The 13,299-nt window shown below is 51.9% G+C and carries 9 protein-coding genes and 1 tRNA gene; 3 read left to right on the top strand and 7 right to left on the bottom strand.

The genetic code is table 11. From position 1 onward, the window contains the following. The first annotated feature begins 6 nt into the window (after positions 1–6). Together kefF and FUA23_RS04770 are read left to right on the top strand one after the other, a co-directional pair. Positions 7–612: a glutathione-regulated potassium-efflux system oxidoreductase KefF gene (gene kefF / locus FUA23_RS04765; protein WP_147929583.1), complete on the top strand. Its 606-nt coding sequence runs from the start codon at positions 7–9 to the stop codon at positions 610–612. After that, positions 609–2,483 carry a monovalent cation:proton antiporter-2 (CPA2) family protein gene (locus FUA23_RS04770; protein ID WP_147929584.1) on the top strand — a complete coding sequence of 625 codons (1,875 nt, stop codon included), beginning with the start codon at positions 609–611 and terminating at the stop codon, positions 2,481–2,483. The genes kefF and FUA23_RS04770 overlap by 4 nt, the downstream gene beginning before the upstream one ends. A 97-nt stretch (positions 2,484–2,580) precedes the next feature. Here FUA23_RS04770 and FUA23_RS04775 read toward each other — a convergent pair whose 3' ends face one another. Next, positions 2,581–3,387, bottom strand: a complete 807-nt coding sequence (locus tag FUA23_RS04775; protein ID WP_147929585.1) for an SUMF1/EgtB/PvdO family nonheme iron enzyme — start codon at positions 3,385–3,387, stop codon at positions 2,581–2,583. Positions 3,388–3,682: 295 nt separating this feature from the next. Here FUA23_RS04775 and FUA23_RS04780 point away from each other — a divergent pair, with 295 nt between their 5' ends. Beyond that, positions 3,683–6,685, top strand: coding sequence for a S8 family serine peptidase (locus FUA23_RS04780; RefSeq protein ID WP_147929586.1), 3,003 nt, complete (start codon positions 3,683–3,685; stop codon positions 6,683–6,685). Between the two features lie 96 nt (positions 6,686–6,781). Here FUA23_RS04780 and FUA23_RS04785 read toward each other — a convergent pair whose 3' ends face one another. From FUA23_RS04785 to FUA23_RS04810, 6 genes are all read right to left on the bottom strand, one after another. Beyond that, positions 6,782–7,501, bottom strand: coding sequence for a DsbA family protein (locus FUA23_RS04785; protein ID WP_246144031.1), 720 nt, complete (start codon positions 7,499–7,501; stop codon positions 6,782–6,784). A 368-nt stretch (positions 7,502–7,869) separates the two neighbouring features. Next, positions 7,870–7,943: transfer RNA gene (locus FUA23_RS04790), tRNA-Asp, on the bottom strand. Between the two features lie 181 nt (positions 7,944–8,124). Next, positions 8,125–8,997 (bottom strand): energy transducer TonB, encoded by an 873-nt coding sequence (locus tag FUA23_RS22895; RefSeq protein ID WP_147929588.1) that lies wholly within the window; start codon positions 8,995–8,997, stop codon positions 8,125–8,127. Between the two features lie 216 nt (positions 8,998–9,213). Then, positions 9,214–9,753 carry a response regulator gene (locus FUA23_RS04800; RefSeq protein WP_147929589.1) on the bottom strand — a complete coding sequence of 180 codons (540 nt, stop codon included), beginning with the start codon at positions 9,751–9,753 and terminating at the stop codon, positions 9,214–9,216. A gap of 179 nt (positions 9,754–9,932) precedes the next feature. Beyond that, positions 9,933–10,265, bottom strand: coding sequence for a thioredoxin family protein (locus FUA23_RS23060; protein ID WP_147929590.1), 333 nt, complete (start codon positions 10,263–10,265; stop codon positions 9,933–9,935). A 169-nt stretch (positions 10,266–10,434) separates the two neighbouring features. Continuing rightward, positions 10,435–13,224, bottom strand: a complete 2,790-nt coding sequence (locus tag FUA23_RS04810) for a sigma 54-interacting transcriptional regulator (RefSeq protein WP_147929591.1) — start codon at positions 13,222–13,224, stop codon at positions 10,435–10,437. Positions 13,225–13,299: the final 75 nt, after the last annotated feature.

Raw genomic sequence — 13,299 nt, forward strand, 5'->3', positions numbered from 1 at the left:
CTGCTGATGAAAAGAATATTAATCCTGTTTGCACACCCGAAATTCGAACAGTCGCGGGCAAACAGAATGCTCGTAAACAAAATCCAGGGGGATAGCACGTTGACCTTCCACGATTTGTACGAACGGTACCCCCATTTTCACATCGACGTGAATTTCGAAAAAGAACTCCTGCTCGAGCATGACGTAGTAATCTGGCATCACCCGTTGTACTGGTACAGTTGCCCGCCGCTCATGAAACAGTGGATAGACATGGTACTGGAATACGGCTGGGCTTACGGCCCCGGAGGCGATGCACTACAGTCTAAAAAGTGCCTTCAGGTCATCACCACCGGCGGCACCAAAAAAGTGTACTGTTCCGAAGGGAAAAACGTTTACTCTGTCAACCAGTTCCTGCGCCCCTTCGAGCAAACCGCCCGACTCTGCGGCATGCAATACCTCCCTCCTTACGCCGTAATGGGAACCCATAGCCTCTCCGAAATCGAACTGGAATCTCACGCCGATCAGTACCTGCAAATCATAGATTGCCTGAAAAACGGTCAGCCCGTAGCCAACCTGAGCGAATGTGTCTTTCAGGACGATATCCCCCAGTTTAACTCCAATACTTTATCATGACCGGCAGCATACTTTTCGAAGCAATCGTTTTCCTCGCCGGCGCCGTCATCTGCGTTCCTCTCGCCAAGCGATTCGGCCTCAGTTCCGTGCTCGGTTACCTGATTGCGGGGATCGTGATAGGGCCATTCCTCTTAGGCTTCGTCGGGGAAGAAGGTGAAAACATCATGCACTTCGCAGAATTCGGAGTAGTCATGATGCTGTTCCTAATCGGACTCGAGATCGAGCCTAAGAACTTCTGGCAGATGCGAAAAACGATCGTAGGAATGGGCGGAGCCCAGGTCGGCGGAACCATGCTGGTCTCTTTTCTTCTGTTTCAGTTATTTGATTTCGACTGGACGGTCTCTCTGACTTTTTCCATGGCTGTTGCCCTGTCATCCACCGCAATAACGCTGCAAAGCCTCAAAGAGAATGGTCAGTTCAATACGACCTACGGTGCATCGTCTTTCTCGATACTACTGTTTCAGGACATTATCGTTATTCTGATGCTCGGTATGCTTCCCCTGCTGGCCGATACTGACAGCAATACTGTTACCGACGACCATGGCACGGCTTCCAGTTTGCTCGACAACCTTCCTATGGGCTTCCAAACCCTGGCCATCGTTGCCTCAGTGATCATTGTAGTTCTGGCTGGCCGGTACCTGTTCGTTCCTATGCTGAGAGGAGTAGCTAACACCAGAGTCAGAGAGCTCCTCACCGCATCTGCTTTGCTGATCGTACTGGGGATTGCCTTTCTGATGGAAATGGTGGGGCTGAGCCCTGCCCTGGGGGCTTTCCTTGGGGGTGTAGTACTGGCAAACAGCGAATTCAAACACGAGTTGGAGAGCACCCTGGAACCCTTCAAGGACCTGCTGCTCGGTCTCTTCTTCATGGCGGTAGGTGCTTCGATCAATTTCATCGTGATCAGCGAAAACCCCGTAATGGTAACCAGTCTCGTTATTGGGGTGATCGCCCTGAAAGCAATTGTACTGTACGCGGTCGCGGTAATCTTTAAACTGAAAATGGACCAGCGGCTGCTCCTTACCGTCGGCCTTGCCCAAATCGGTGAATTCGCCTTCGTGCTGCTTTCCTTTGCTTTTCAGATAAAAATCCTCGATAAGGTTCAGTTAGATCTCATGTCGGTAGTTACAGCAATTACGATGACCCTCACACCGGTACTTGCGATTGTAAACGAACGTTTCATCCTTCCCCACTTCGGGACCAAAGCCATAGACGACCGGCCGATGGACGAGATCGGAGAAGCAAACAAGGTAATTCTCGTAGGTTTTGGTCACTTCGGGAGCACCGTAGGCAGATTCCTCAGAGCGTACGGTGTTGAGCCTACCATTTTGGATTTCGACTCCAACCGTGTTGACCTCCTCCGGAAAATGGGCTTCAAAGTCTATTACGGTGACGCTACCAGGCTCGACTTGCTGAAATCAGCAGGAATTGAAAATGCGGATATCCTGATCAGTGCTGTAGACAGCCCTGAGATAACGTTCAACCTGGTTAAGGGTGTCAAAAAATATTACCCCAACGTAAAACTGATGGTTAGGGCAAAAAACCGCTACGACGCCTACGAATTACTGGACCTCGGCGTAGAAAACATCTACCGGGAGTCGCTCGACACCTCCGTCAAAATGGCAAGCGACGTTCTGGCACAAATGGGATTCAGAAGGTACACCATATCCCGACAGGCTGAAATCTTCAAAACCCAGGATGAAGAAAGTATGAGAAGACTTGCCGCGCTGCCCAACGACGGCGAATCCTACATATTCAAGGCCCGGGAAGAAATGGCCCAGCAGGAAAAGTTACTCGAAGAAGACCTCAAGCGCGGGCAGATCACCAACGATAACCACTGGGACAGCGAGCAAATGAGGATGATCATAGAATAAACACCCACCATTGCCGGGGGGCTCCGCCGGCGGATAAAGCGAAAAGCTGCCTTGCCCGGAAACAGCAACACAGCGGTTACTATACCTAAGTCAACCCCTACCGGATCAATCGAAAACCAAGGTGATTCAACCCGCTGTCGGCGGGAGTGAACTGGCGTTGTTTAAAGTCAAATCCGGTACAATAGCTGGTGCTGCACAGAAAAGAACCTCCCTTAATAACCGATTCCTGAGTGGCCGTTTTTTTGGTTGCGGTCCACTCCCACACGTTTCCGCTGATATCGTATAGCCCGTTCGCTGCCGGAGGAAAAGATTTCACCGGAGCAATTCCCGGAAAGCCATCCAGCACATTGTCTTCGTAGGGAAACGGTCCTTGCCACCAGTTACCGGGGTATTTGCCGTCTGGCACCATTTCCTCTCCCCAGGGGAAGCTGGGGTACTGCCCCCCCTGGCTGGCCGCCCAGATCCATTCTTCTTCGGTGGGTAACTTTTTACCGATCCAGTCGGCGTAAGCATTGACGTCGCGCAGCGAGAGCTGAGTAACGGGGTGGTCGGGGGCAGCAGGCATCGAGTCCGGCCCCAGCGGAAAGCGCCAGGTTGCACTGTCGACCGGCATCCAGCTGAGGCTGTCTTTATTGAACACCCCGGACCATCCGAAGTCTTCTGCTTCGGTAACGTACCCCGTTGCGTCCACGAATTTCGCGAACGCGGCCGTAGTTACTTCGGTAGCATCCATCAGGAAGCCGGGCTGATCTGCGCCGTCGCCTGCAATCCAAACCATTCCTTCGGGAACATCCGCCGGAGGCAGCTTTTTCACTGCTCCTTCGCAACCAGTTATTGTACCTGCGGCCGCGCCCAAAATGACGCACATCGTAACAAGCCTTATGCTGTATTTAATGATTTTCATAGCGCAAAGTTAGCAATTTGAGAAGTGCCGTTAAGCATCGAACGGCTACAACACTCAACCAAATCTACCCTAACATAAGCACTGCACCACAGCACAGAATCCAAAAACAAAAGACAAAAACGAAACCTGGCCGACAAACTATTTATTCTATAAAATCCGAATCATACCCAAGTTTTATTTGTCTAAATGACAAATTTCACTACATTAGCCCTTACAGGGCGTCAATCACGAAACATCCCAAATTATTTGGCGCAAATAAACCTAGCTTCTTCTCATATTATTACACATACTTTTTATGCTAAGATTTTTACTCCTGGCGGCCGCGTGCCTCCTATGGACTTCCACGTCCTTTGCCCAGAGCCAGCACTACTTTGTTGACCAACAGAAAGTGAACCTCGCTCCCACCACCACCCAATTCATCGTAACTGCCGACGAAAGCATAACCCTTCAAAGTGTCAAGGCCGACGACATCAAGAAATACGAAAGCTGGCCTTACAAACCATACGCCGTGCTGGAAACCACCCGTGCCATGACTACTGACGAAGTAGTGGCCAGCCTTGGTTTCGATACCGACGAAGTACAGGTGAGCACAGCCTTCTCACTCGACGACGGCTTTGTCATCTACCCCACCCGCAACATTGCCTTCAAAACAGGAGACAAGAACGACATCGTTGCTATCCAGCAAATTCTCGGCCAGTACGGCATCAAAAGCATCGAGAAAAAATACGGTACCTACCGCGTGGAGCTCAACGAATTAGCGCAGGTATTCGACGCCTCCAATGCACTGTACACCAGCGGATTAGTTGAATTCTCCCACCCTGATTTCTACGCTCCGATTCAACGCTTCCAGATCAACGATCCGCTTTTCGGAGAGCAATTCCAGATGCATAACACGGGGCAAACCATCGATGGCGTTTCGGGAGGAAACGACATCGACTGTAATGCACTCGAGGCCTGGGGCCTCACCCTGGGCTCCTCTTCCATCACCGTAGCGGTGATCGATGACGGACTCGAGGATCACGAAGACCTCGAAACCGCCAGCGGCGTTAGCCGCTATACCAATGGTTTCAGCCCGGTGAACAATGGCAACGGCGACGCCGTCAGTGGAAGTGCTCACGGTGTAAGTTGTGCCGGCTCTATTGCGGCGAGCCACAACAACATTGGTGTGCGCGGAGTAGCTCCCCTCGTCAATCTGATTTCCGTAAACATCTTCGTCGGCGGAGAGTCCAATCAGGACCTGGCCGACGCTATCAGCTGGGCCAAAAATAATGGCGCTGACGTGATGAGTAATTCCTGGGGTTTTGGTTCCTGTACATACAGCATTTCTGTGCTGAACAACGCACTTGCTGATGCTAACAGCAACGGACGGGGTGGACTTGGCTGTGTGATCACCTTTGCTTCCGGCAACGATTACCAGAGTTGTGTAAGCTACCCCGGTGACAATGTAAACGTAATCGGTGTTGGCGCAATTGCCAATACCGGTGCGAGATCAGCCTACTCTAACTATGGCCCGGCTCTCGACATCGTCGCACCTTCCAACAACGTCGGCGGCCCCGGCGCCGGAGTTCGGACTACCGACCGCATGGGATCCAACGGCTACAACGGTACTAACTATACCAACACCTTCGGTGGTACTTCTTCCGCCACACCGGTTGTTTCCGGAGTAGCTGCGCTGGTACTCGGGTTCAACCCCAACCTTACTTCTTCCGAAGTAAAATCCATCCTTTATTCCACAGCTACAGATATGGGAGCCAGCGGGTACGACACCCAATTCGGGAACGGACGAGTTAACGCTCTGGCGGCCATTCAGGCTGCCGGTGGCACCGGCGGTCCTACCTGTAGCGATGGCATTCAGAATGGTCAGGAAACCGGAGTTGACTGTGGTGGCCCTACCTGCCCGTCTTGTCCACCGGTTGGCTGTAACGGCACCGACGTAACGCTCAGCATCACCCTCGACAACTACCCTGAGGAAACCAGCTGGACGCTGACCAACGACGCAGGCGTCACCGTCGAATCTGGCGGAACCTACGGCAGCCAGGCCGACGGAAGCACGGTTACCATCGACCTCTGTCTGGTCGATGATTGTTACACCTTCACCATCCTCGATGCCTACGGCGACGGCATTTGCTGTAGCTACGGTAGTGGCTCTTACACCCTCTCCCAAGGCAGTACCGTTCTTGCTTCCGGCGGATCATTCGGCTCCAGCGAAGCAACCGATTTCTGTATCGGAGGCTCCCCAGCGGACACCGCTCCCCCAAGTACCCCAACCGGCGTTTCGGTGAGTAATGAGGCCGAGACCAGCGTACTGCTGAGCTGGAATGCTTCCAGCGACAATGTAGGCGTTACCGGCTACAACATTTTTGTAGACGGCGCGTCCGCAGGTTCAGTGAGCGGTACTTCAGCCACCATCAACGGCCTGACTGCGTGTACAACTTACAGCTTCAGCGTTTCAGCCTTTGATGCCGCGGGGAACACTTCCGGCACAGGATCAGCCACCGGCACCACCACCGGCTGCTCTTCCGGCGGTGGTGACCCCATTGATATTGACGGGGCTTATTTTGAATCCGGTCTCGACGGCTGGACCGACGGAGGTAGCGACTGTTTCCGCTACAGCGGCACACGTAGTTATGAGGGCACCCGCTCTATGCGTTTACGCGATAACAGTGGCGTGGCTTCATCGATGACTAAAGGTTTCAATCTCAGCGGACTGAACAACGTAGAAATCAGCTTCATCTTCTACCCTAACAGTATGGAGAACGGAGAAGATTTCTGGGTGCGTTACAACAGTGGTAGTGGCTGGCAAACAGTGGCTACTTACGCAGCGGGCTCCAGTTTCAGCAACGGTAGCTTCTACTCTGCCACCATCGTTCTTGATGCAGCGCAGTACAGCCTGAACGCCAACAGTCAGTTCCGCATCCAGTGTGATGCCAGTGCCAACGGCGATCAGGTCTACATCGACGCAGTAACAGTTCGTGGTAACGTAGCCACCACCACCAGCCCGGGCCAACTCGACCTTCAGCAACTCCCAACGGTCACTCTCTTTGACGAAGGTCCGGAAAGTGAGCAGGAGGTACGCATTGCTCCGAACCCGGCTGACGACATCATCATGGTTAGCGCAGACGAACCGATTCTTGAGGTAAGTGTACTGACCATCGACGGCAAGCAACTCATGGTTCGCACCTTCGAAGGGGTTGAGCAGGCTACCCTACGGGTAGACGATCTGCCTACCGGGCTGTACCTTATCAGCGTACTCACCAACGAAGAACGAAACGCCGAACGGGTCGTAATCCGCCGGTAAACACTGTTCCTGGTTTTTGATTTAAAGCAAACAGGCTGTCGCAGATATCTGCGACAGCCTGTTTGCATTTTACCATAAATGCCCCCCCGACTCACACTACTCCTGAACGGCGAGCTCGTTTACTGCCCCCCACATCCGGTCGAAGTCTGCATAACCCCTTGCGATAGCGTATAACTTGTCTCCATTACGGTAAATCACCGTTGGGTAACCGGTTACGCCCCACTGGCGGTTGGTTTGGAAGTCCGCCAGGGTTTCAGCCTTGATGGCGTCGCTGGCAAAGAGTTCCGAAAACCGCTTAAAGTCTAATCCCAACTCCTTACAAATCGGTTCGTAGAAACTGGTCTCCGCCGGATCCTGATTTTGTACATAGAAGTGGTGTTGGGTAAGTTCGAAGAAACGGCTTTCCGCCTCCGGCTTCATCTTACGGGCCGCTACAACCGCCCGACAGCTTGGCTCGGTATTGTACTGAAAGTGCTCGCGCTCGAACAGGTCGTATCCGAAAGGTTGTCCACTACGCTTCGTCACCTCTTCCCAGTGATGCTTGAGAAAACCCCTGAATTGTTCGTTCCACTCCTCCGAATCATCGGGCCGGAGGCCACCGAGGACGATGCGGTAGGAAATTCCGTTGGCCGCTGCTGCGCGCTCAAGGCGGTTCAACTCAGGTGAAATGCCCCAGCACCAGGAGCACATCGGGTCACCAACATAAATAATTTCCTGATCGTCGGAGAAGTTGATAGGGTTCGCGGTCTCCGCTACGGGGGCGGGAGTACAGAGTCCGGTTTCGGGATCGCAGAAAGCGCCGGCAGGTGCAGTCATTTTTTGAGCTTTTGCGGTCACTGTCAACAAAACAGTAACCAGAATTAGAAGGATGCGTTGCATGCTTCCCCCAACCCGTCAGAAACATCTTTAGTTGAAATGACTGTTGCAATTTGTTGGAATAGGGTCGTCTCGCGTCGTTTTATCGGACATCTGCAAGTTCTGCCCAAAGGCGATGTCAATGAACGAAAAACCGGCTGACACTTTACCTCTGAGTTTGTGGTACAAGCCCTGAGCCAGCCCCAAACTAAAAATCCACGCCTTTGGCGTGGATTTAACGTCCGTAACGCGAGGAGAGGACAGTTCTCTTCCTCCGGAACGATAGTAATAAAACGCAAAAAGCCACCCCCGAAGGAGTGGCTCTTGTGCGGTCTGGACGGGACTCGAACCCGCGACCTCCGGCGTGACAGGCCGGCATTCTAACCAACTGAACTACCAGACCAGTAGTTCTTGCTTTTCAGGATGTTTACTGCGTTTCAGTAACCGTGTTCCCAAATGCTGCGCAAATATACATGCATCGCAACGACCCTTGCAAGTGTTTGGGCAAATTAAATAGATCGTTTTTGGGCTCTTTTTCCTTATCCACTTGATTATCAACGTGAAGGAGCAAAAACTTTTTTTCCTTATTCGAGCATAAATTTCACCGGGAGGTTAAAACGGACCCTAACCGGGCGTCCGCCCTGGATTCCCGGCCGGAACCGTTTTCCTTCATTATTGATCGCCAGAACCGCTTTTATAGCCGATTCCGTACAACCAGCGCCTACCTCCCGGGCGGGAGAGACGTCTGTAATCGTTCCATCTTTCTCTACAATGAAGGAAATGACAACCGTCCCCTGGATTCCGTTCTCGCGCGCCAGCGCGGGGTACCTGACCCGTGATTGCACAAAACTCAGCAGTGCGCGGTCAGAACAAGCCTTTCGTTCATCCCCGGACAAGGGAAAACATTCTTCTCCAAAAACCGGCATTCGCTCAGCAAACAGCAGTGGTCCTTCATCGACAGGAGGAGGTGGTGGCGGAAGAGGTGGCGGCGGAGGCGGGGCCGCAGGTGCAACGGGTGTTGGAGGAGCAAGGTCACGGAGGATCGGCTCATCGGCGGAGATATCCTGGCTTTCGAAAGTTTCCGGCTCGGATTCAGGTTCGGCGACCGTCTCAATCACCGGCGGGGGCGGCGGGGGCGGTGGCGGTGGCGGCGGATGATTGGTTGGGGGAATCACCTCGTTGATTTCCAGGTCCGGCTCAATCGTGTAGCCCGCTAACACTTCCTGCGGTTGAAACTCGGTGAAGTTGATGGTAATAATGCTTGCGGCGATGGCAAGACAAAGGGAGAGACCATGTAAAGGAGTCGTAAAGCGAAAGGCGGCGTTTTTAGGGCGCTTGCCTTCGGGGGTGTTTGAACGGAGCGCACGGCGGAGAATCAAAACCGTTAGCCCTGCCAGCAAGCATAAGCCACCCAGCCCCAGCAGCACAACTGTGCCACTGAAAATAAAGATCAGCATAATGGTAAAGTTGAGGAAAAACCTCAGTGGGTTTTCCCGGATGGAGAATTCACGGCCGGCCGGCTCGTCTGCTGACAAGATGCCAGCGTGGTGCTTTTTGGTGGTTGGTCCGGACTTTGCTGTTCAGGACATATTATTCAAAAGAACACTACTTTGCACCTGCGCTGCGGCGCCCGGATTAGCCGTATGTACATCTCCCTGGCTAAAGCCAGCATGTTATGCCTCGGTCTGCGTCGAAATACTGCTTTTGATCAAAGCGATGATTTCCTCCCGGTTGGGGAAGTGCTCCACCTTACTCAACAAACCCACTGCCTTCTGCAAGTTCATGTTACGTTCGGCATTTTCTGCTTTGCAGCGCTCAGCGATACTTTTCTGCTTTTCGTTGTCGGCAATAGCCTTTTCGATATGGCGGTAGAGGCTCGAGATATTATCCTTCAGGACGTAGCCATTGGCGCCCTGTAAAATTGCGGCGGCAGATTTCTCCTCACTGTTCAAGGTCCCGGTGAGAAAAATGAAGGGTAAATGAGCAAAGTGTTCTCTGACGTGCAACAGTGCCTGCAGGCCATTATAATCCGGCAGGTTGTAATCGGCAATCACCAAGTCATAGGTCGACCAACTCAGTTTTTCCAAAAACTCAGCTTCATCGGCCGCTCGGGTAAACATGGCGTTCGGGATTTCCCGTAGAAGGTGCCTTTTACAAAGTTCAAAATCGGCTTTCCTATCTTCAAGCACAAGGATTTTGAGTAAGCGATCCATCTTTTAAAATTTAACAGTGTTTTTGGATTCAACGTTTACAGGCCGGCAGGAGGTATGTCGTTTCGGCCGTAAACAGTTGCAATATATAGTTGAATTTGCAACTAAGTACAGAACCGATAATAGTATGCTGTTAATCGCTTTCTCTGACTATACACTTACGTATCGTTTTTATTTTCAACTTAAAGATGGCGTGCCATCCTGGCCGAAAGTTTTCGGCGTGGTAAGATTCCGTTTATGTGGTCAACGACTTCGTGGTCTCTGAGCATAATTATGGAAGGAATCTGGTTGATCCCAAAAGAGAGTGAGAGGTCCTTATTGGACTCAACATCTACCCAATACACCTGAACCCCAGGCATTTCGATCAAAATCTTATCGATAAATCCTTTAAGAATAGCTACACCTCCGGCCCAGTCTGCTTTAAACACAACTAAGACTAACTGTTGGTCACTCTGATTGAGCCATAGATTTAAAGAAGAATCGCTCAAGGATTTATGTTCAGATAGATGGGACACTGGGGGGAAATGATGTGGCTATAATGCGGCCTTAATTACGCAACGGAGTATTTGGAGACAATGTTTGGTCTTTGGGGTGAAAATCCTTGACTAAGTGCTCTCGGAGAGCTTTCCGGACAGAACTTCGGCGCTTGAAAGTACGCCTGTACCATCGAAATTATCGGCTTTATCATTCATAGGCCTTGAGGTAATCGATTTTTTTGATGTCGAGTTTTCTCATCTTCGAGACAAGAGTCCGGTCGTTGAGGCCAAGGATCACACCTGCTCCGTTCGGCCCTGTAACCCGGCCTTCGGTCATGATGAGCGCGTTGATGATGTGCTGGCGCTGCATTTCCTCGAACTGCAGGAACGGAGCTTCGCCCTTCACTGTTTTTTCCTGTTGAACATTCAGCGGAATCGACAGGGTTTCGGAATTACAAAGCACGACCGCCCGTTCTACCAGGTTTTCGAGTTCCCTGATGTTGCCGGGGAAAGAGTATTTCTTGAGTTTTGCCAGATCGGAACTGTTGATCTTGGTCACCTTCTTATTCTGCCGCTTGGCGAACTTTCTGGTGAAGTGTTCCACCAGGACAGGAATATCCTCGGGGCGTTCCCGCAGGGCCATGTTCTCGATCGGAAAGACGTTGAGCCGGTAGTACAGGTCTGCCCGGAAGCTTCCTTGCCGGACCATTTCCTGCAGGTTCCGGTTCGTCGCGGCCACCAACCTTACGTCTACGTTTAGGGTTTCGGTACCTCCCAATCGCTCGAACTCACCTTCCTGAAGAGCACGGAGTAATTTAGACTGGAGATCTAGAGGGAGCTCGCCAATTTCGTCGAGGAACAGGGTTCCGCCGTCGGCCATTTCAAAACGGCCTCTTTTGCGCCCCACGGCTCCGGTGTAAGCTCCTTTTTCGTGTCCGAACAACTCGCTCTCGATCAGATTTTCGGGCAAAGCGGCGCAGTTCACTTTGATCAGGGCCTGATCTGACCGCTCACTCAGCTGGTGGATCGCACGTGCGAGTAACTCTTTTCCCGTTCCGGTCTCTCCCGTAATGAGAACGGTTGTATCTACGTCTGCGACCTGGCCAATCTGGTGCAACACCTTTTTGTACTTGGGGCTGACGGTAATGATGTTGTTTACGTTATAACCTGATCCTACTTCTTCGCGCAGGGTTACGTTTTCATCCTCGAGGTTATCTTTTAACCTTCTGATTTCTTCATAGGCTGTTTCGAGGCTTTGTTCCCGTTCTCGCTGCCCGGTCATGTCCCGGCCTACCAGCATGAAAAAAGATTGGTTATTATCTGTTATCCGGCTCACGTTGAGGTTTATCGTGAGTTCTTCGCCGGAGTTCGAAATGACATCGATGTTTAGTGTCTGCTCTTCGAAAATACTTTTTTGGTCCAGCTGCGGAAACACCTTCGAGTATTTAGCCCCGATGATGTCTTCTCGTTTACGACCAATGAGGTCGAGGAGCGTACCGTTGATGTAATTGATGCGCAAGTCGACGTTCAGCCAGAGGATACAATCAGCAGCAGAATCGAGCGCCTCGGCCGACAACTTCAACTGTATATCGCGCTCGCGCTTGGCCGTCATGTCCTGCAGGTAAATACAGCTGTACACTTCTCCTCCGTAGGTGAGGTTACTGATTCTGATTTTTACCGCCAGTTTTTTGCCTGACATCAGCTTTAGCTCCATTTCCCCGGTCAGGGTTTCTCCAGATTCAAGCCGGGCTTTCGCTTCCTGACGGATATGCTCATCGGGCAAGTCCAAGAACATGCTGATGTGTTTGCCTTCGATATCGCTCAAATCCGCTCCGGTTCTTTCCAGGAAGGTTTCGTTGACGAAGTGAATGGTTCCGTCCTCCTTCAGCCACAGGATAAGTTCCTTGGAGTGGTCCAGGGTGAATTCCAGAATGGCCTGCCTGCGGCGGGCGATCTCAAGCTCTGTGATGTTACGACAAAAGCCGACGGTGTACTCTTCTTTCCCAAACCGGAGGTAAGTAATACTGGCATCCAGCAAATAGTGGTTCCCTTCTTTATCGACGACTTCCCAGATAGACTGATCGGCGCGTTCGCTGCGCATTTTCTCCCACCAGGCTTCGACTCTTTCACCTTTAAAGCCGATGGTATACGCCCCGGCGTGCATTTTTTGCAGCTCTTCGCGGGTATAGCCTAGCAGGTCACTGGCTGCCTGATTGGCGTAGGGTACCGTACCGTCCGGCCGGGTCCAGAAAATGAGGTCTTTTGCCTGGTCGATACTGAAGGCAGCGAGCTCTCCGGAGATGGAGTCAACGTGGTCCGTCGCAATCAGGTCGTTTTCCTGGCGAATCATGCCAAAAAGCCTGGTAACGTGCAGGGCATTACCAGACGACTGAGCGAAAAACCGGAGGTTCATAGTGCCTCTGCTTCCGGTAAAATGCAGGAGTTGATCGAATGCGCCGGCTTCATCAAGCAGTTCTTTCACCTGTGGGCGAATCCGGTCCCAGTCTGATGGCAGTATTCTCTCCTGAAGCTGGTAAGCTACTTCCCGGGCCGATTTACTTTCGTCCAGGCCTGCCAGTTCCCTCAGATACGGAGACATATAGAGGACATCATCTACCCGGTTGTACATCCAGAAGCCGACGTTTCCATCATTGCTCATCAACTCCAGATCCGCTTCGTCGATTCCTTCGGCGAGCAGATTATGGAGGTAGATAAGGGTTAGCCCCTCTCCTGTGCGCACCATTTCCACTTCAACCGGGCGCAGCAGCTCATCGGAAGTGACGAGGTCTGTGTTATAAACGAAACTGCCTTTATCCTCCAGTTCACGGAGGCGTTTTTTCCAGATGATTTGGTTCAGTTGCCCGTCGAGGCCCGACCAGAACTGGCCTTCGAGCTCTTCTGGCTCCATCTTGAACAGTCGCGCAGCTGCCGGATTAAGGGCAATTACTCTGCTGCTGTCCTCAATCAAGAGCATCGGGACGGACAGCTGGCTAAACAAGCCATTAAAATCTAAAGCAACTGTTTGTTTCTCCACTAGGGGGCTTAAAGAATTATCGTACCTGTGGCAAGGTAA

The organism is Neolewinella aurantiaca, from assembly GCF_008014675.1.
Classification (GTDB): domain Bacteria; phylum Bacteroidota; class Bacteroidia; order Chitinophagales; family Saprospiraceae; genus Neolewinella; species Neolewinella aurantiaca.

What these genes read in the sequence shown, in the direction of transcription:
- FUA23_RS04775 (WP_147929585.1), bottom strand. Translation starts at nt 3,387, where the DNA reads ATGAAAATCATTAAATACAGCATAAGGCTTGTTACGATGTGCGTCATT.
- FUA23_RS04780 (WP_147929586.1), top strand. Translation starts at nt 3,683, where the DNA reads ATGCTAAGATTTTTACTCCTGGCGGCCGCGTGCCTCCTATGGACTTCC.
- kefF (WP_147929583.1), top strand. Translation starts at nt 7, where the DNA reads ATGAAAAGAATATTAATCCTGTTTGCACACCCGAAATTCGAACAGTCG.
- FUA23_RS04800 (WP_147929589.1), bottom strand. Translation starts at nt 9,753, where the DNA reads ATGGATCGCTTACTCAAAATCCTTGTGCTTGAAGATAGGAAAGCCGAT.
- FUA23_RS04770 (WP_147929584.1), top strand. Translation starts at nt 609, where the DNA reads ATGACCGGCAGCATACTTTTCGAAGCAATCGTTTTCCTCGCCGGCGCC.
- FUA23_RS04785 (WP_246144031.1), bottom strand. Translation starts at nt 7,501, where the DNA reads ATGACTGCACCTGCCGGCGCTTTCTGCGATCCCGAAACCGGACTCTGT.
- FUA23_RS22895 (WP_147929588.1), bottom strand. Translation starts at nt 8,997, where the DNA reads ATGCTGATCTTTATTTTCAGTGGCACAGTTGTGCTGCTGGGGCTGGGT.